General features: G+C 64.0%; 13 protein-coding genes. 6 read left to right on the top strand and 7 right to left on the bottom strand.

The genetic code is table 11. The features are described 5' to 3' along the window. Positions 1 to 238 precede the first annotated feature (238 nt). The 6 genes from avd to tgt all read right to left on the bottom strand — a co-directional run bounded on the left by avd (position 239) and on the right by tgt (position 9,245). On the bottom strand, positions 239 to 619 hold the full coding sequence (avd, locus tag ACPQ6D_RS19160; protein ID WP_423225958.1) for a diversity-generating retroelement protein Avd: 381 nt from the start codon (positions 617 to 619) through the stop codon (positions 239 to 241). After that, positions 616 to 1,674 (bottom strand): reverse transcriptase domain-containing protein, encoded by a 1,059-nt coding sequence (locus tag ACPQ6D_RS19155; protein ID WP_423225957.1) that lies wholly within the window; start codon positions 1,672 to 1,674, stop codon positions 616 to 618. Before ACPQ6D_RS19155 ends, avd begins: the two co-directional genes overlap by 4 nt. Positions 1,675 to 1,882: 208 nt before the next feature. Beyond that, on the bottom strand, positions 1,883 to 3,760 hold the full coding sequence (locus tag ACPQ6D_RS19150) for an SUMF1/EgtB/PvdO family nonheme iron enzyme (protein ID WP_423225956.1): 1,878 nt from the start codon (positions 3,758 to 3,760) through the stop codon (positions 1,883 to 1,885). Between the two features lie 363 nt (positions 3,761 to 4,123). Further along, positions 4,124 to 7,048 carry an FtsK/SpoIIIE domain-containing protein gene (locus ACPQ6D_RS19145; RefSeq protein ID WP_423225955.1) on the bottom strand — a complete coding sequence of 975 codons (2,925 nt, stop codon included), beginning with the start codon at positions 7,046 to 7,048 and terminating at the stop codon, positions 4,124 to 4,126. A 245-nt stretch (positions 7,049 to 7,293) separates the two neighbouring features. Next, entirely contained in the window at positions 7,294 to 8,073 is a 780-nt protein-coding gene (locus ACPQ6D_RS19140) for a substrate-binding domain-containing protein (protein ID WP_423225954.1), read from the bottom strand. Beyond that, on the bottom strand, positions 8,070 to 9,245 hold the full coding sequence (gene tgt / locus ACPQ6D_RS19135; protein WP_423225953.1) for a tRNA guanosine(34) transglycosylase Tgt: 1,176 nt from the start codon (positions 9,243 to 9,245) through the stop codon (positions 8,070 to 8,072). The genes ACPQ6D_RS19140 and tgt overlap by 4 nt, the downstream gene beginning before the upstream one ends. Positions 9,246 to 9,392: 147 nt before the next feature. On the opposite strand from tgt, the gene ACPQ6D_RS19130 reads away from it, so the two are divergent. Next, positions 9,393 to 12,023: a BACON domain-containing protein gene (locus tag ACPQ6D_RS19130; protein WP_423225952.1), complete on the top strand. Its 2,631-nt coding sequence runs from the start codon at positions 9,393 to 9,395 to the stop codon at positions 12,021 to 12,023. Between the two features lie 176 nt (positions 12,024 to 12,199). Here the strand turns inward: ACPQ6D_RS19130 and ACPQ6D_RS19125 are convergent, their stop codons facing one another. Then, entirely contained in the window at positions 12,200 to 12,958 is a 759-nt protein-coding gene (locus ACPQ6D_RS19125) for an SIR2 family NAD-dependent protein deacylase (protein WP_423225951.1), read from the bottom strand. A gap of 685 nt (positions 12,959 to 13,643) precedes the next feature. On the opposite strand from ACPQ6D_RS19125, the gene ACPQ6D_RS19120 reads away from it, so the two are divergent. From ACPQ6D_RS19120 to ACPQ6D_RS19100, 5 genes are all read left to right on the top strand, one after another. After that, positions 13,644 to 14,615 carry a lysophospholipid acyltransferase family protein gene (locus tag ACPQ6D_RS19120; protein WP_423225950.1) on the top strand — a complete coding sequence of 324 codons (972 nt, stop codon included), beginning with the start codon at positions 13,644 to 13,646 and terminating at the stop codon, positions 14,613 to 14,615. After that, positions 14,498 to 15,709 carry a glycosyltransferase family 4 protein gene (locus tag ACPQ6D_RS19115; RefSeq protein WP_423225949.1) on the top strand — a complete coding sequence of 404 codons (1,212 nt, stop codon included), beginning with the start codon at positions 14,498 to 14,500 and terminating at the stop codon, positions 15,707 to 15,709. The genes ACPQ6D_RS19120 and ACPQ6D_RS19115 overlap by 118 nt, the downstream gene beginning before the upstream one ends. Before the next feature lie 2 nt (positions 15,710 to 15,711). Continuing rightward, complete coding sequence (locus tag ACPQ6D_RS19110) at positions 15,712 to 16,302, top strand: CDP-alcohol phosphatidyltransferase family protein (protein WP_423225948.1); 591 nt, start codon at positions 15,712 to 15,714, stop codon at positions 16,300 to 16,302. Positions 16,303 to 16,414: 112 nt separating this feature from the next. Continuing rightward, positions 16,415 to 16,972, top strand: a complete 558-nt coding sequence (locus ACPQ6D_RS19105; protein WP_423225947.1) for a sigma-70 family RNA polymerase sigma factor — start codon at positions 16,415 to 16,417, stop codon at positions 16,970 to 16,972. Then, a complete protein-coding gene (locus ACPQ6D_RS19100) occupies positions 16,969 to 18,480 on the top strand; it encodes a hypothetical protein (protein ID WP_423225946.1) in 1,512 nt (503 codons plus the stop codon). Before ACPQ6D_RS19105 ends, ACPQ6D_RS19100 begins: the two co-directional genes overlap by 4 nt. Positions 18,481 to 18,522: the final 42 nt, after the last annotated feature.

The following is an 18,522-nucleotide window of genomic DNA, read 5'->3' as shown; positions in this document are numbered from 1 at the left end:
TGCCCGGCCTGGATGGCTCCAGGCGCGGCCAGGAATCAGCGGCGCCAGCTCTCGCACCTTGCTGCGCAAGCCGTGACCGGCGCAGAATACTGGCGTCCTGCCGCGCACGGCAGAACGGAAAGCTGTGGGAGCACAACTCGAAAACCGTTGTTCACATTCCGGTTGTTCTGGTTGTTCCTGTTGCGGTAGGCGCACCCCACCCTCGATTTCCGCTGACCCCTACAACAACAGCCTGGTTTCAGGCTGCTTGCTGCCTTTTTTCGATGACGTCACGGGTTGATTTCAACCACGCGCCGAGTAAACGGCCCAATTCGGCCACCAGGTGACTGGCATGTTCGTACTGACCCGGGCTGAGCCAGGCTAGACGATGAGCCAGGCGCAAGTAGAGCCGCACCTTGTCCAGGTGCGCATCAGCGGCCAGGAGCCATTCCAGCCGCGGTTGGCCGCGCCGGCTGTTGGCCTCCAGGATCGCCTCTTGGAAATCCAGCGCTGCATCCAACAGACGCCGCGTCAGGGTATGCCGGTGCAGCCGTGGAAAGTTGTTGGCAGCCAGCGTCAACCAGGCCAGAAAGTCCGGAGTTTTGGTGAAGAGCGGCTGCTCCGCCTCGCCCTGGCTCATAGTCGCACGCCTTGCACCAGCGCCCGGCGCAGGCCCCAGGTGTTGGCGTAACGCACATGGTTGACCCAGCCGCGCAGCGAGGCGTCGAGCCGCGGGCGCTTCGCGTGTTGGCGGCGATAGTCAGCCAGCAGATGACGAAAACGGCGCCAGTAATGGATGCCCTTGCGCCGCAAGAGCCGGCGATGGGTGGGAAAAACGACGAAACCGAGAAAACGAATTCCCTCTGTCGCCGGTCGCACCTGCGCCGACGCGTCGTGCAAAGTCAGACGTAAGGCAGCCAACCGTTCCCTGACAGCCTGCTTCCAGGCCCACAGTGTACGCTTGTCATCGGCAAAAAGCAAAAAGTCGTCCACGAAGCGCAGGTAGGCCGGGCAGCCCAACTCACGCGTCACGAAATGATCGAACTCGTTGAGGTAGCAGTTAGCCCAGAACTGGCTGGTCAGGTTGCCGATGGGCAGGCCGCGCGGACGGTTGACGGCAAACAGATCGTCGCCCGCAAAATAGACCATGTCATACTCCCCGGCCAGGGCGCCCGCGCCGCTGCGCAGAATCAACGCGATCAAGCGGCGCAAATCCCCATCCTGGATGCGTCGGTCGAGGGTGCGCTGCAAGATGCGGTGGTCAATGCTAGGAAAGTATTGGCGCAGATCGCACTGCAGGACGTAGCGATAGCGCTGCAGCCAGCGCTGGCACGCATCCAGGCAGCGATGCGTGCCCTTGCCGACGCGGTTGGCGTAGGAGTGATCAATGAAGCTGGCCTCGAACGCGGGTTCAATGATGTTGCACAGGGCATGATGCACGACGCGGTCGCGGAAGGGCGCGGCGCTGATCAGCCGGCGTTTGGGTTCGTGAATGAAGAAATGGACATACGCGCCAGGGCGGTAGGTGTGCGCGGCCAACTCCTCTTGCAGGCGCACCAGGTTGTCCTCCAGGCGATATTCGAAGCGCGCCGCGGGGCCGCGGCCGCGTTTGCCCCGTGCGGCCTGGCGGTAGGCCGCGTAGAGATTGTCCCAGCGATAGACATCGGCGTAACAGCCGGTCACTTGTTTGACCATGGTCAGCTCCTGTGGCAATGGCAGCCGTGAGCGCCAAAGCAAATCAGGTTTTTGCGAAAAAAATTTGGCCGCCTGCGGCGGCCCGCTGGCAGAGAACGCCTACCGACGAGCCTGTCTGGTTCGGGGGCGTCTCTCGGGGCCAAGCCAGCGCGCCAGAGTTCCAGCGCTTTCCAGAGACCAGAGGCGCCAGCGGCCAGAGGCCCAACAGCTAAGGGAGCACAACTCGAAAACCGCCGTTCACATCCCGGCCGTTCCGGTAGTTCCCGTAGCGGTCGGCGCACCCCACCCTCGAGGCATTGGAGTCGTACGCACCGCCCCGAATCACGTACACACCTTGCGAATAGGCCGTTTCGCACCACTCCCAGACGTTGCCGGCCATGTCGAGCAGGCCGTAGGGGCTGGCCCCTTGGGGATACTGCCCCACCGGCGTCGTGCCGCCCACGATGTTGTTGAAGTTGCACAGGTCGCCGCTCGGCGTCTGGTTGCCCCAGGGGTAGGCGCGGCCATCCACGCCGCGCGCCGCCTTCTCCCACTGCTGTTCCGTGGGCAGCCGCACCCCCGCCCACTGACAAAAAGCCTGCGCATCATCCCAACTGACATTGACCACCGGGTGATTTTCCTCCCCGGTAGGAAAAGTCCAGCCCGGCTTACACAGTTTGTACATTGCGTTCGTAATTGGAGTCACCGCAATCCAAAACTCTTCGATATTCGTTACCGTCTTCCCATCTCCATACAGAAACCTCCCGGCCGGTACTTTGACGAACTTCAAGCCGGGTATCTTGGGAGTGGTGCGTCCTGGCAAGTTATCCAGTGACCCTTGTAACAGGGAACTCACATCCTTGTATTCATTCACAAGAATCGCCAGTGACTGAAACTCAACAAATGCCTGGTCAAACTGATGATTTTCATAAGCCAGTTTTGCAGCTCGATAGTAACTTTCGTGTACCAGTCCTCGCGCGTCAACGTCCGCCTTGACCTTTTTCAGCCACGGTTCCAACGTCGTGCGCACGGCCTCCCACTGCCCGGCCTCCAATGCCTGTTGCGCGGGCCGCAGGTAGCTCTGCCGCTCCAACTCGAACGCATCCTTGTAGCCTGTCTCATACGCATTCAGCGCAGCCAATGCGCTTCGGGCGGCGGCCCAGTTCCCCTGGTCGAGGGCGGCGGCGCCAGGCCGATAATAGCTCTCGCAGACGAGAACTTGCGCTTCAGAGTCGCGCTTATTGTGCTTCAACCACGGTTCCAACGTCGTGCGCACGGCCTCCCACTGCCCGGCCTCCAGCGCCTGCTGCGCCGGGCGCAGGTAGCTCTGCCGCTCCAATTCCCTGGCTTCTTCGTCCGCCTTGTTCACGTTGAACCAGGGCGCCAGCACAGTGCGCACGGCCTCCCACTGCCCGGCCTCCAGCGCCTGCTGCGCCGGGCGCAGGTAGCTCTGCCGCTCCAATTTCCTGGCTTCTTCATCCGCCTTGCTTACGTTGAACCACGGCGCCAGCGTCGTGCGCACGACCTCCCACGCCTGAGCAGCCAGGGCCTCGCGCGCGGGGCGCAGGTAGCTCTCGCGCTGAAGCGCAGCCGCGGCCGGGAAGAAGGGAGATGCGCCATCGGCCAGGAGGGGCTGCAAGGTCTGCCGCGCGGCCTCTCCCTGCCCAACCTCCACCTGGGCTGCGGCCAGGCGGTAGAGCGCCTCACGCAGGGCCACGTAGCCGGTTTGGGCCTGCACGAAGAGATCGCTCACCTCCGCGTCGCCGCGCCGGGCTTTGGCGGGCGCGGCGTCCACGGCCGCGGGCGCGCCCGCGATGTGCGCCAGGCCAGCCTGGGTCAGGGCTGTGCGCGCCGCGGTTTCGAGCGCGGTCACCGCGGCGGCCAGGTCGCCCAGGCGCGCTTGTTCAGCCTCAGCCAGGGCGCGCTGACTGCGCTGGCTGGCCTCCAGGCGGCCGCGCTCGCTCTGTTCGGCCGCGTTCAGCTCGGCCGTGGCGCGTTCCCTCTGCGCGCTCGCCTGGCGTTCGGCTTGCAGACGCACGGCGCGCGCGTGCTCGTAGGCGCGCAGGGCCGCGCGCAGGATGGCGGTCAGGTCTTGGTTGTTGGCCATAGAGATGTTTCCTTTCAATCAAGCAGCGGATGAATCCGACGCCTGGTACTGGTACACCGAAAACCTGCCTGAGCAGGTTTTCGGTTTTTTCAGCCGCCGATTTCAATCGGCGGCTTTTGTGGCAGAGGGCGCCGTCATTGTCATAGGGTCTTCAGACCGTGCGTTGGCGCAAGAAAGCACGATCTGCCGCCGACGGCGTCGTCACGCCGGAGGCGTGACCTACTGGAACCTGCGTGAGCAGGCATTTAGCCTTTTCAGGGGCCGATTTCAATCGGCGGCGCGCCACGCCTGAAACCTGCTTGAGCAGGTTTTTTGGTTTTTTCAGCCGCCGATTTCAATCGGTGGCGGCCCCCGCTCGAGGCTTCACACCCGCATTGCGTCCCGAATCTGCGCAACCAGGGCAGTCAGGGCGGTCGCCTCGGGCACGACGTAGGGCTTGAATTTTTCTATCACACCCTGGGCGGCGCCTTCGAAGCGGTAGAGCGCGCGGCCGTCGGGCAAACGGGCGGCCAGCGGACTGCCCAACAGATTGTTGCTTTCGGGCTCGCTCACGCGCAGGATGGCGCGGTGATCGAAATGGGCCAGACTGCCGCGCTTGAAGCTCTGCTCCAGCGTGGTGTAGCTGTCGGCCCAGGCGATGACATGCACGCCCACTTCCGGCCCGCGCGCCGCGATGCGCAGCGCCTGCTCGGCCGCCGGCGAAGGTTTGAAATCCACTGGTCGCAGGTCGCGCCAGGCATGCAGACCGGCCAAGACCAGGTAAATGGCCGGGCCGTCTGGTACGACCCCGGCATCCATCTGCGCCCAGCGCTCGGTAATCAGCGCCTCCAGACGGTCCAGGGGGGTGGCGGATGACGGCGGCGCGTTCACCGCGGGCGTCGGGAAATCGAAGCGAGAGGTCCGACCCGGAGCAGGGCTGCTGCTGGCGCCGGCCGCTGGAGCAGCCGGATCAGGGCCGCGTAACTGGCGCGCATTCAGCAGGAGGATGCGGTGCGGCAGGTTCAGGCGGCCGAACAGCCCAAAGTAGCGTGACGTGGGCCGGCTGAAGTCGCCGACCAGGAACTGAGCCTGTGCGGGGTCGCGCTGCGCAGCCACGCTGAGCACGGCCGCGGTGAGCAAGCCAAACGCCTGATCTTCATCGCCGCCGATGATCAGCAGGTTGGACGCTTCGTAGCGGTCCAGGCGCGCCGCGGTCGGCGCTTTGATCGCGATCGGTTCGCCCAGCCAGATCTGCACGCCGTCGTCCAGCACGGCGGCGCGCCCCTGCGTCAGAGCCGCTTGCAGCTCGGGGTTGGCCTCTAGTCTCGCCGGCGCGCGCGCGGCAAAAGTGACAGCCGGCGGGTCGCCGCGCCCGTGCGCCAGCGTGCGCACCGCGGCCAGCGCGGCGCGGCGTTCGGCCGCGGGCAGCAGCGCGACCTGCACCTCGCGGTTTTGGTGCGCAGCGCCCAGTCCATCGTTGACAATGGCCCGGCCAACCTGGCTCAACTGACTGGCCGCCACGTTCCCATCGCCTAACACCGCCTGCGAGACCATCGGTGTACACCGCAGCGCCATGCGCAGCCCCATCTGCTCGTACAGCGTTCGGCCGTAGAGGCCGGAGATCGTTGGCGTTTGTGAACTGAGCAAGACATGGATGCCAAAGCCGCGACCGACGCGTGTGAGACTGTCCAGGAGCCCGCTGGCCTGACGCGCCAGCGCGTCCTCTTCGCTGAAGAGCACCTGAAACTCGTCAATGATGAGGAGAATGCGCGGGAAGGGGCGCCCTGTCACGCCCACGTAGTCGGCCAGGAGCTGCACACCAGCCGGCCGGAAGCGGTCGCCGCGCGCTGTCATTTCTGCCTTCAAGCGTTCCAGGATGCTCAGCGCAAACTCGCGCTCGCTTTCCAAGGCCACCACGCGCGCGTGCGGCAGCGACACATAGTCCTGGAATTCGACGCCTTCGCGGAAGTCTAACAGGTACAGCTCGACCTCGTCCGGCGAATAGGTCAGGGCCAACTGCATGATCAGCACGTGCAGCAGGTTCGATTTGCCTGAGCCAGGCGCGCCGCCCAGCAGGCCATGATGGATGACGCCGCGACCCAACTGCAGACGGTGCACGGCGCCCGTGCTGTCCAGGCCGATCGGGATATCCAGCCCATCGCGGCTGCTGCCGGTCCAGCGCTGTTCTGGCGGCGGCATGATCTGCGCAAAGTCCAGCGCCATTGTCGTCTGCGTCAACCCTTCCCCGGCTGCGGTCAGCCAGGCGTTCATCTGTGCGGCAGGCGGCGGCGCGTCGGGCGTCACCGCAAATTCGCCCAGCTCCGCGTCTTGCCAGAGCAGGCAGTCAGTGGCGGTGAAGCGCAGCGGGGTGCACAGCGCGGTCAGGTCTGCGAGGTTGATGTTGCGCGCGGGCGGGGTCAGGCTGTCCAGGGTTGCCAGCAGATAGACGCCGGCGGCCGGCCCGGTGCGCGCCACTTGCAGGAGGGCCGCCCAGGTGCGCTCGTCGCAGCCAGCGGGCAGGCCGGCAATCACCAGCACGCGGTAGGGCACGGCCGTGGCCGGGTTGGCCGCATTGTAGTCCTCCACCGTGGCGTAGACATTGCGCAGCCGTTCCTGGGCCACATGCGTGATGTGCTCGCTGATCTGCGCCAACTGCGCGATGAGTTCGTCTGGTCGCACGAAAACGCGAGGCCCACGCTGCTCTTGCGGCAGATGCAGGAAACCGGCCAGCAGGCTCCCCGCGCCGCCCGGCTCGCACAGCGTCAACTGCACGCGGCGCGGGGGGCAGGTCAAAACCAGGCGCAGCAGGATGGATTGCAGCAGCGTTCGGCTCGCCGCGGCAAAGGCGGCGTCGCCGCGGGCGTCAATCAGCACATGCGACTGGCCGAGCAAGGGCGCCAGGGCCGGCATGTCCCACGCGCCAGGGTCGCCCGCCAGGCGCAGGCGGCCGATGCGCACACTGCTGGGCGTAGGCGCTGTCAGCGGGGGCGACGTATAGGCTGCGGCGGCCGCGGCGGCCCAAGAACCGGCAAGCCAGGCGAAGCCTGCACTGTCTGTCTGCCAACGCGCATGAATCTGCGCAGTCTCATCAGCCAGGCTGGCGTCTGCCGCCGCCGTCCGTTGGCGAAACTCGGCCTGCGCGGACTCACGTTGACCAGTGTAGACCGCCGCCAGTTCAAGCAGCGCGGCCTTTTGCTGCGCCGCCAATGCATCTACGTAGTGCGCCTGCCATGTGCGCAGCAGGGCCGCGCTGTGCGCCATCTGTTGAAATTGGGTGCGAACTTCATCCGTTGCTTCGGTTACAGTCATCGGGTCCCGTCCTTTCTGGTAGCCCAAGTATTAGAGATCTGAGATCAGAGATCAGAGATTGGGTGTGTGGAAGGCGGATGATCTCCGGTCTCCGGTCTCCGGTCTCCGGTCTCCGGTCTCCGGTCTCCGGTCTCCGGTCTCCGGTCTCCGGTCTCCGGTCTCCGGTCTCCGGTCTCCGGTCTCCGGTCTCCGGTCTCTGGTCTCCGGTCTCCGGTCTCTGGTCTCCGGTCTCTGGTCTCCGGTCTTCACTTTCCCGTCTCGCGGCTCACAAACGTCAAGAAGGGCTGCAGCGACGCCTTGACGGGCCGGCGCGCGAGCAGGTAGATGGTGCGTGTGAGGTGATAACCCGACGTCGTTAAGGTGGCGATTTCGGGAACCACGCCCTCTACCGCCAACGTCTTTACTTCCGCGTCTGCGCCGCGGCCGCTGGCGCCGACGAGCGACGCGTAGCCAATGGCGTTGGCGTGCGAGGCGACGTAGGCGCGCACGGCTTCTTCGCTGGGCATGACGACCGCAGTCAATGTGACGCGCTGATCCCCCATGACGTTCTTTTCAAACAAGGCCCGTGTGCCAGAGCCTTCTTCACGGCTGACGACTAGAATCTCTCCACTGCGGCCGCCAACGTCCTTCCAGTCCAGGATGCGCCCCTGGTAGATGCCCCGCAGCTGCAGCAGAGTGACGTCGGTGATGGGGTTGCGTGCCTGGACGATGGCGATCACCGCGTCGCTGGCAATGGGCAAGACCTGCAGGCCTGGCAGTTGGGTGCTGGTCAGCCACGACGAGACGGCCAGGTCGGCCTGTCGGTTCATGAGCATTGTCTGGCCCAGCGCGCTGCCCACCGGCTGTAGATCGAAGGAGATGTCAGGATGCTGCCGGTGATAGGCGGCGGTCAGCGAGAGAAGCAGCGGCTGCGCGCTGGTTGAACCGGCAATGCTGATGCGCTCTGGCGTCGGCGTTTCGATCTGCGTCCCGCTGCAGGCCAGCAGCAGCAAGGCCAGCAGCGGTAAGATCGCCAGGCCTTTCATACGCCCAGCCCGGCCGCCAGGCGTTGGCGGTGCGCGGCATGTTGGCGGTGACGCGTTTCCTGGTCCGGTCGTTCATAGCCGGCCAGGAAGGCGCGGCGCAGTTCGTCGAAGCGGCCCACGCTGATCGCGGCGCGCATGTCGGCCATCAACGTCAGGAGAAAGTGCAGGTTGTGCATCGTCGCCAGGCGCAGGGCCAAAATCTCGCCGGCCTTGAACAGGTGACGCAGATACGCGCGGCTGAAGGTGCGGCAGCAGTAACAGGTGCAGCCTTCCTCCACCGGCCCGGTGTCGGCCGCATACTGCGCGTTGCGTAGATTCAACCGGCCGCGATGGGTCATCAGCCCGCCGTTGCGCGCCACGCGCGTGGGCAGCACGCAGTCGAACAGGTCCACGCCGCGCGCCACGGCTTCTACCAGGTCTTCCGGCGCGCCGACCCCCATCAGGTAACGCGGCCGATTAGCGGGCAATTCGGGCAGCGTGATGTCGAGTGTGGCGTACATCTGCTCTTTGGTTTCACCCACGGCCAGCCCCCCGATGCCGTAGCCCGGAAAATCGAGGCTGCGCAGGAAGTGGGCGCTCTGCACGCGCAGGTCGGGAAAGATGCCGCCCTGCACAATGCCGAAAAGGGCCTGATCCGGCCGGCGCTGCGACTCACGACAGCGCGCGGCCCAGGCATGGGTGCGCTGCAGGGCAATTTCATTATAGTGGCGGTCGAGGGGATCAGGGCACTCATCCAGGGCCATGATGATATCCGCGCCGAGATCAGCTTCGATCTCCATCACCTTTTCTGGGGTGAAGCGGTGCAGGCTGCCGTCGAGATGCGAGCGAAAGGTGACGCCGTCCGCGTCCAACTTGCGCCGGTGGGCCAGGCTGAAGACCTGGTAGCCGCCCGAATCGGTGAGGATGGGGCCGTCCCAGGCCATAAAGCGGTGCAGGCCGCCCAGCCGCGCCACCAACTCACTGCCGGGGCGCAAGTAAAGGTGGTAGGTATTGGCCAGGATCAGCGTCACGCCCAGTTCCTGCAGATCGGCCGGGGTCAGGGTCTTGACCGTGGCCTGCGTGCCGACTGGGGCAAAACAGGGTGTGGCAATGGGGCCATGGGGCGTTTGGAAAACGCCCGTGCGCGCGGCGGTCGTTGCATCGGCCGCAAGAAGGGTAAAATCAAAAGGCATGGGAGGAATTATAAGACAACTCAGGCAAATCGTAAAAACGGCCTTCATAGAGAAGGTTTTGAGGCCGTCTTTGCTTATGTTATAATGCCGCGCTGTGTGCGCAACCCGAAGGCAAATACTTTTCGATTCATGGGAGAAAGAAAACCAATGCACAAAATCCGATTCAAGCTGTGGCGCTTGCTCGCCGTGGTGGCGATGCTGCCGTTGAGCAGCCTGACGCCGGTGACCGCAAAACCGGCAGGCGCTGTCGTGACGGATGCCGAGATCATCGTCATTGACAACTCGTCCAACAACCGCGGCCGCATCATCGTCAAAGATCCCTACACCCAGGCTGGTTTTCAGCCAGCCACCTGGCAGTCGCCTGATTTGGGTTGGGAAAAAGTAGCCGTGGGCGACCTCAACGGCGATCGCGACGCGGAGATCATCGCCATGCAGGGCGGCACGCTCAAGGCCTTCGATCCGTTCAAACCGAGCGGCGCAACCACCGTCGCCTTCGAGCAGTCGGTCACAGGCGGCCGCGTGTGGCGCCTGGTGGCGACCGGCGACCTGAACAATGATGGGCGCGACGAGATTATCGCCACCCATTCCGAAGGCAGCGGCGAGAGGCTGTACGTCTGGCGCGGCGATGCCACCGGCACGACCTGGACGCAGATCTACACGGAGACCTTCGGCGGCCAGTTCCGCACACTGGCTACGGGTGACATTGACGGCGATGGCCGCGCAGATTTCGTCATGCTGCGCGACGCGGATAAGTTGGTCAAAGCCTGGAGCGGCAGCAACTTCAGCGTGCTGATTGACAGCACCTCCGGCTTCGTTTGGACTGACGTGGCTGTTGGCGACATTTATCTTGACTCGACCCCGAAGCGCGAGATGGCGCTGTCTCGCACCGGCGTACTCTTCCAGCTCAACTCATTCTGGGTCTGGCGCTGGCGGTCATCCAACCAGTGGGATGAACTGTACGGCGAGAAACTGTACCCCAACTTCACCAGCCTGGCGGTCGGCGACCTGAATGGTGACGGCGATGATGAAGTGCTGATGCTGCGAAGCGTCAATGACAACAACGTGGTGCAGTTGGCCATTCGCAATCCAAGCGGCACCTCCATGCGTGACTTCGAGCCGGCCAATCTGGGGCCGGGCTGGAATGACGTGGACGCCGGCGACCTCGACGGCGACGGCCGCGACGAAGCCGTGATCATTCGTGACGCCTCTGTGCGTTACTTCCCGCAGCCTGAGGTCAACAACGATTATCTCGAATACACGGGCAGTTGGAAAAGCTCCTTTGCCATCGGCAACGTAGACGGCCAGGGCGTGCAGGTCAACCCCAATCTGAATGTGACGCCGAGCAGCCTGGCGTTCGCAGCCGACTTCGGCAGCGGATCCCCGGCGGCGCAGACCTTCACCGTCAAGAATGACGGCAACAGCGACACGATCAATTGGGCGGCCAGCATCACCAGCGGCTCCAGTTGGATCACGGTGAATCCCAGTTCGGGCACGACCGGCGCTGACGGCCAGGCGGTCAGTGTGACGGTCAATCCAGGAAACCTGCAGCCCAATACCTACAGCGGCACGATCCGAGTGACGGCCACGCGCAACGGCAACCCGATTGACGGCAGCCCCAAAGAGGTCTCGATCACAATGACCGTGCGGCCGCAGGTGCTGGATGTCACACCCGCCAGCCTGAGTTTCACGGCTGACTACGGCGGAGGCGCGCCCGCCAGCCAGGCTGTGACGATCAGGAACAGCGCCAACACCGGCAGTTTCAATTGGACGGCCGTGGCACAGGGCAACCCGTCCTGGTTGAGCCTGAGTCCAAGCTCTGGCAGCGCCGGGCCGAGCGGCGCCGCGCTGAACGTGACGGTCAATCCGGCGGGCCTGGCGTCTGGCAGTTACAGCGCCGTCATCCGTATCACCGCCTCGAAGAACGGCATACCGATCCAGGCCAGCCCCAAAGACGTGGCCGTCAGCTTCGTCGTGCGGCCGCCAGGTTTGACGGTTTCGCCAACCAGTCTCACCTTCAACGGCACAGCTGGCGGCCCATCGCCTGCGAGTCAGACGTTGAACATCGGCAACACCGGCACGCCGGGCGTTGTCAACTGGACGGCCAGCATCGTGGAAGGTGTGGCGTGGCTCTCGCTGACGCCCCCCAGCGGCACGACGCCGCGCAGCGTAACCGTCAGCGTCAACTCGACGGGGCTGAGGCCAGGTACATACACCGCCACGATCCGCGTGACCGCCACGGGCGGCGGCGTCACCAATACCCCACAGAACATTCCGATCACGCTGCGGATGGTTGGCCCGGTGATGGATGTCCTGGACAGCAGCCAGAACCCGATAGACTCTCTGATGTGGATCCAAGACCGCAGCCAGAACGTTGAATCCGCCCTCCTGTACATCAACCAGCGCGGCGGCGGCACCGGCATCCACTGGATCGCCGGCGCCATTCCCGCGTCCATGTGGGCGCAGTGGAAGGACAAGATGCAGGCCGAGCCGGAGGCTTTCACCTGGACAGGCAAGGGTTGGCACTATGCCGGTCCAGCAGGTGATGGCGATGTTGATTCCTACGACTGGCTGATTTTGAATCCGAATCGTGGGCAGGTGCCTTCGACGATGCAGGTCACCTTCGATCGCAACAGCACGCCGGTCGGCTTCAACCACGTCACCATCGTAATTGATGGCGGCCCCAATACCACCAATCGCTTTGTGGGGATTGACACGATCGTGCTAATGGCCGAGCCGGGCCGCCTCAGCCAGGTGCGTCTGCCGATGGTGATGCCGTAAAGAAATGCTGAACAACGAATGCTGAACAAGGATTGGCGCTCGCGCGAGGTCTAACATTCAGGATTCGGGTTGCAGCATTTCGCGTGATCGTGTGAGTTCGCCTGTATGAAAAGGCCGCTCGGTAGATACCGGGCGGCCTTCTGTTTTTGCAGCGATAGGAGGTCAGGGCAAATCGTTCAGGCGGGGCCGAGGAGCATGTCGGCGAGGCGCGGCAGAACTATGGCCGCGTCCGCATGAACGACCAGGGCCGCGCGTGGGTCTATGGGCGTGGGAACGTAGTTGAGGACAACGACCTGCGCGCCGCGACGCTGCGCCAGGAAAGGCAGATCGGCCGCCGGCTCGACTTCCAGCGACGAGCCAATGACCACAAAGACATCGCAATGCAGGGCGTCTTCTTGCGACTGGCGGAGGGTGTTGTAGGGCAACGGTTCACCGAACAGGATGGCGTCTGGCTTGAGAACGGCGCCGCAGTTGGCGCAGCGCGGCAGCTCGCCGCGGTCCAGGTAAGCATCCCACAGGCCGTCGGTGCTGCGCTGAGCGTGGCAGTCGAGACAACTGGCCGTGCGCAGATGACCGTGCACCTCCAGGACATGCTGCGAGCCAGCGCGTTGATGCAGGCCGTCAATGTTCTGGGTGATGATGCCATGAATCAGGTTGCCGGCTTCGAGGCGGGCCAATGCCAGGTGGGCCGGGTTCGGCCGCGCGTCCAGAATCTGACGCGCCAGCGGCCGCATCCATGCGTAGAAACGCTCCGGCGCTTCGTGAAAACTCCAGACGGAAGCAACGTCAAGCGGATCGAAAGTGGCCCACAGACCGGAGGTGGGGCTGCGAAAATCAGGGATGCCGGAAGGAGTGCTGATGCCCGCGCCCGTCAACACGACGGTGCGGGATGAATTGCGCAGGAGCGTGGCTGCGCGCTGCAGGAGTGCGTCCATCGTTTGATCCTCAGGTTCAGCCGCACGCGATCGTTGGGAGCGCAAAGAGTACCACAGGGTCAGGCGTCGAGTAGCAAGTTGAATCAGCACTGAGCGGGTACGCGTCCATGCCGAAAACATCGGGTTACATTCCCCCGTTACGCGCGATATCAGGACCACATCTTGATAACACTACTGTAACACAGGTCAGTGCCTGCCGCAAATCCTGCATGAACCCTGCTGCCCGCGTGCTTGTCTCTGCAGCCAGATCAGGCGGGTGCATTTCAATTTCGGGGCGTAGCCCCAGAGGGGCTTGCACCTCGTAGCCGGATGGCCTTTGGCCTCCGGCGGGGTTGCTGGCCCGATAGCGTGCGCGCAACCAACGCCGCCCGACCGTGAACGGATCGGGCTACAAGGTGGAAGGCCCTATCGGGCCTGACGGCGCGCGAGAGGTTTGTATTTTGTGGCGGGCGCATTTCAGTTCCGCGGCGTAGCCGGCTTCGGTTGGGCTTGGAGGTGGTTGCAGCGGCCTTCGACAAGCTCAGGCCCCGTGCGGTGAGCCTGTCGAACCGTGCGGTCGAGCCGCTCACGACGAAGCCTCAATCGCTCGACGTCGGACCCGCCCCCAAACTGAAATGCACCAGATCAGACTGTGCGTCTCATTGTTTGACAGTGGTTTTGTTTCAGGGTAAGATTGCTGTGCGTCATGAACCATCATAAACAGAAACGTCTTGTTGACGCGGGTGCGCAGGGGCAATGGGCCGCGCTGCGCGTGGGCGCTTGGCTTTTGGCTCATCTCACGCCAACCGCCTCATCTGCGATGTTGACAAGCCTGGCGCGGTGGCAATGGTCACAGAAAACTGCGGCGCGTCACGGCCTGCTGCACAACCTGGGTCATGTGCTGCAGCGGCTGCCCGCAGACCCGGCCGTGGTACAAACCGCGCAACGGGCCTATCGTCACTTGTGGCTTAACTATCGTGACCTGTTTCTGGGGCCGCGACTGGACGCCGCGGTGCTGCACGACATGGTGCAGATTCAGGGCCAGTCCGTCCTGCAGCGCTTGCGTCAGCAGGATCAAGGCGCGATTTTGCTTGGCGGTCATTTTGCGGGGGGCGAGTTGGCCATGCAGGCCCTGGCCGCACGCGGATGGCCGGCGCTCATTGCGGCTGAACGAGTGCAACCGCCGGCGCTGTTTGCATGGTTATGCCGCGTGCGTGGGGCGCACGGTCATCGTTTTGTCGCCAGCGACACCGTGTTGATGCCCATGGCGCGCGCGCTGCGCCAGGGTGGGCTGGTGGGGCTGATGATGGATCGCGACACGACCGGCAGCGGCCAGGCCGTCACGATTTGTGGGGCCGCCGCTCGCCTACCGGTTGGCGCCTTGCGGCTCAGCATGCGCTGGCGTGCGCCGTTGATCCCTATCTCTGCGCAGCGCCTGCACAGCGGCCGCGTTGAGTTGATCATTCATGAACCGCTGGTGTGGGCGCCCGCGGCGACCGAAGAAGAGACGCTGACCAATGGCCTGACCGCCATGGGCGCTCAGCTGGAGCGAATCATTACATGGCAGCCCGATCAATGGGTGCTAACAACGCCGTTATGGGAGGCACTCGAACGCGACGCATTGCGCTCGTCTCACCCTACGATATCGCCGTACCAGGCGGAGTCACCAAGCATGTGATTGGTCTGGCTCTGGAATTGGAACGGCGGGGGCATCATGTTCGGGTGCTGGCGCCTTGTTCAGCCTCGCCCGCGAGCCGCATCCCGATGGGTCTCAATGGCAACCTGCGCAATTTGTCTTCGCATGTGTTCATTTTTCCCTATTCAGGCGCTGTCTCGCACATCAGCCTTGACCCGCGAATCAAGGGGCGGATCCGTACGCTGTTGGACGAGGAGCATTTCGACATGATCCACGTGCATGAACCGTTGGCGCCGGGGGTTCCCTGGGCTGCCCTGGCCGCAGCCCGCGACCGCGCCGACGTGCGGATCATGGGCACCTTTCATGCGTACCGGGAAGGCCCCAACCGCCTCTATCGCTGGGCGCGACGGTTGTGGCGCGCGCGGATGGCGTTGCTCGATGGTCATGTGGCCGTGTCCGCAGCCACGGCATCGTTTTGGAACCAGTTTGTAGACCTGCGCTTCCGCCTGATTCCCAATGGGATTGATGCGCGCTGCCTGCGATCTGCGCCGTTGGCATGGCGCAAGACAGGCGCCGATGTCCTTTTCGTCGGCCGCCTGGAGTCGCGCAAAGGGCTGGATGTGCTCTTGCGCGCCTGGCGCCAGGTAGAACGCCAGCACCCACAGGCCCGCTTGACCGTGGCAGGCGCATATACTGCGACGGATGAAGCCGTGCACCAGCGGCATGTGGCGGCGCTCAGATTGGATCGGGTGCGCTTCATCGGGCCGCAGAGCGAGGCTGGGCTGGCCAGGTGTTACCAGCGCGCCGATATTGTGTGTGCGCCGGCGCGGGGTTTCGAAAGTTTCGGCTTGGTCCTCTTGGAAGCGATGGCGGCCGGGGTGCCCATCATCGCATCGGACATCGTTGGTTACCGCACCCTGGTCACGCCTGAACACGAGGGATTACTGGTGCCGGCTGGCGATCACGACGAACTGGCCGCCGCACTGATCGCACTCTTGCGCGACCCCGAGCGCCGGCGCTGCCTGGGGGAGCACGGTCGCCAAACCGCGCAGCGCTATACATGGGACGCCATCGTCCCCCGTTTGCTCGATTACTATGATGAAATCAGTCATCAGCCTGAAGGAAAGCAGCCCTAGTCATGTTGACACAATTTTTGCGCCGGCAAGCCACCGGCATCCTGGAGCCGATCGCTCGCACGATCCGCGTGACCAATATCTCTCCCAATGTCCTGACCGTGATCGGTTTCCTGCTCACGGTGTGTGTGAGCGGCGTGCTGGCCGCCGGTTATCTACAGATTGGCGGCATTTTGCTGATCGCCGCCGCGGTTTTCGATGCCATTGATGGCACACTGGCGCGGGTGACCAACCGCACCAGCCGCTTTGGCGCGTTCCTCGATTCCACGCTCGACCGCTATTCAGAGGCGGTGACATTCCTGGGTCTCTTGATCTACTACACGGGTCAAGGCAACCGGCTGCCAACCATCCTCATCTTCGCGACCTTAATTGGCTCTCTGCTCGTCAGCTACACGCGGGCACGCGCGGAGGGTCTGGGGATTCAGATCAAGTCTGGTTTGTTCACACGCGTCGAGCGCATCATCGTGCTTGTGGCCGGGTTGATTACCGGCTGGATGCTGCCGGCGCTCTGGATTCTGGCCCTACTGACGAATTTCACGGCCGTGCAGCGCATCTATACGGTTTGGCGCATCACGGGCGGAGAGCAAGGCGGCTGACAGCCGGTGGTCAATAGCGCCTGGCCCGCGAATTTGCCAAACTCGGCCGTTGGGTGCGTAGTCTTTTCAGTTTCATGGACGTCTTTCATCATTGAACGCAGACGAAAAGCGGGTGCCCATAGTAACAGCGCTTGACGAAGCGTTGTTACTGGAGCGTGCGCGGACTTGTGACCCGCAAGCCCTGAGCCAGGTGTACGACCTATATACCGCACGCATCCACAGCTACATCTACCACCGGGTGGGCGATGCCATTCTGGCTGAAGACCTCACCGGGCAGGTCTTTTTGCGCATGTTGGAAGCCATTCGCAGCGATCATGCCTGGACTTCGTCGTTTTCAGGCTGGATTTACCGCATTGCCCACAACCTGGTGGTAGATCATTTCCGGCGTCGCAGCCGCGGCAGCCAGGTTGGCCTGGATGAAGCGCCGGATATGCCCAGTGAACGGCATGACCCGGTGGACAGCGCGGAGCAGCGTCTGGCCGAAGATCATCTGCGCGCGGCCATCACGCGACTGACAGAAGAACAGGCGCAGGTGGTGTCGCTGCGTTTCTTGGAAGAAAAAAGCATTGCTGAAGTTGCACAAATCATTGGAAAGAGCGAGGGCGCCGTCAAAGCCTTACAATATCGCGCCGTTATTGCCCTGCGCCGTATCATGGATGGCGAGCAATGAACGAGTTGTCATTTGATGCCATGTTCGAGGCCTGTTGCATCCGCCTGGACGAAGGCGCCAGCGTGGAAGAATGTCTGGCCGCTTACCCAGGGCTGAGCCAAAACCCGCAGCAGGCGGCCGAGCTGCGCGAAGCATTGGAGACGGTCGCATCCTTCGCCTCCTTGCGCAAACCGCCGCCGCCCGCGCCGCGTCTTCAAGGCGACATTCGTGACCAATTCCTGGCTGAGGTTGCACGAATGCCGGCGTCGCCGGCGCGTGAAGCCAAAAGAGCGCCGGCCGCCCAGCCGCCAGTGCGATCATCGCCGGCGCTACGCCGGCCGTCTACACCGCCAACCGCCTGGTGGGAGAGGATCCTGCGCTCGTTTCTAGCGCCGCAGCCGCTCAGCCCAGCCTGGGCCAGCGCGCTGATCATCCTGGCGCTGGTGACGTTCAGCCTGGCTACGCTCTCGGTAGCCGAAGCCGCGTATCCAGGCGATGGATTGTATGGCGTGAAGATCCTGGGGAAAGAGGTTGACCTGGCTGTCCAGATAGCTCTGCACCCTGAAAAGGCCGAGGAGTTTCGACGCTCTTTCAATGAGGAACGGGTGCGGGAGGTCCAGGAAGCCCTGCACCTGGGGCGGTGGGCGCCGATCCGCATCAGCGGCATGATCGTAGCCGTGTACCCGCATGATTACGCGATCATCGTGGATCCCGGGCTGGCCGTGGATGTGCCGCCGGAGTTGTGGAATGAAGCCCTGGCGCGCAACGTGTTCGTTGTGGTAGAAGGCGTGACCGACCCCGACCACGGTCGGGCCTATGCCACCTATCTTGAGATTCCTGTGTGGGCGCCGAAGTATAGCCTGCCGCCGCAGACGCCGCCCGCCCTACCGCCGACGCCAACGCAGGTTGTTGGTAAGACGCCGCGCCCCAGGCCAACGTTGAAGCCCACGGCGACACGGCGGCCACCGACCTGGACGCCGCGGCCAACCAACACGCCAAAGCGCACGGCGACCGCGACGCCGACAGCGCCGGCCAGCCCCACCCCAACCATGACGACCGCCGCCAGCGTCACTGCCACGATCACAGCCACGGCTGAATGGACGCCAACACCATCAGGGATCCCCGGCGAGTTGACGCCGACGATCACAGCTACCTCGCCTGACGCCACCCCAACGGAGACCCCGAGTCCCGTTGAAATTACGGCCACGCCGACTGCTGAGGAGACGCCGACGCCGGGCGACGTGACTGCAACGCCCACCGCGGCGGAGATCACAGCGACGCCGACTGCGGCGGAGCCGACGCCCACACCACCGGCCGAGACGAGCACGGTTGCGCCGACGGACACGCCCCTGCCCCCCACCGAGACGCCTGCGCCGCCGACAGAGACGCCCGTCCCGACAGCCACCCTGGCCGCAGAACCGACAGTCGAGCCGGTCAGGGGCAGTTGGCATGAAACTCACAGAGAGCTCCCTGCCCTTTTCCTCTCGCGTTTCGCCCTGCGCTTCGCCCGGCTGGCCTACGAGCAATAGGATGGCATCCCGTTGCTGCCATCCTGGCGCAGCCACAGCAGC

The organism is Candidatus Amarolinea aalborgensis (genome assembly GCF_900491745.1).
Taxonomy (GTDB): Bacteria; Chloroflexota; Anaerolineae; order SSC4; family Amarolineaceae; genus Amarolinea; species Amarolinea aalborgensis.
This window is presented reverse-complemented; position numbering and strand designations above follow the sequence as displayed.

Coding starts and splice junctions, on each gene's coding strand:
- avd (WP_423225958.1), bottom strand. CDS start 619: ATGAGCCAGGGCGAGGCGGAGCAGCCGCTCTTCACCAAAACTCCGGAC.
- ACPQ6D_RS19155 (WP_423225957.1), bottom strand. CDS start 1,674: ATGGTCAAACAAGTGACCGGCTGTTACGCCGATGTCTATCGCTGGGAC.
- ACPQ6D_RS19150 (WP_423225956.1), bottom strand. CDS start 3,760: ATGGCCAACAACCAAGACCTGACCGCCATCCTGCGCGCGGCCCTGCGC.
- ACPQ6D_RS19145 (WP_423225955.1), bottom strand. CDS start 7,048: ATGACTGTAACCGAAGCAACGGATGAAGTTCGCACCCAATTTCAACAG.
- ACPQ6D_RS19140 (WP_423225954.1), bottom strand. CDS start 8,073: ATGAAAGGCCTGGCGATCTTACCGCTGCTGGCCTTGCTGCTGCTGGCC.
- tgt (WP_423225953.1), bottom strand. CDS start 9,245: ATGCCTTTTGATTTTACCCTTCTTGCGGCCGATGCAACGACCGCCGCG.
- ACPQ6D_RS19130 (WP_423225952.1), top strand. CDS start 9,393: ATGCACAAAATCCGATTCAAGCTGTGGCGCTTGCTCGCCGTGGTGGCG.
- ACPQ6D_RS19125 (WP_423225951.1), bottom strand. CDS start 12,958: ATGGACGCACTCCTGCAGCGCGCAGCCACGCTCCTGCGCAATTCATCC.
- ACPQ6D_RS19120 (WP_423225950.1), top strand. CDS start 13,644: ATGAACCATCATAAACAGAAACGTCTTGTTGACGCGGGTGCGCAGGGG.
- ACPQ6D_RS19115 (WP_423225949.1), top strand. CDS start 14,498: ATGGCAGCCCGATCAATGGGTGCTAACAACGCCGTTATGGGAGGCACT.
- ACPQ6D_RS19110 (WP_423225948.1), top strand. CDS start 15,712: ATGTTGACACAATTTTTGCGCCGGCAAGCCACCGGCATCCTGGAGCCG.
- ACPQ6D_RS19100 (WP_423225946.1), top strand. CDS start 16,969: ATGAACGAGTTGTCATTTGATGCCATGTTCGAGGCCTGTTGCATCCGC.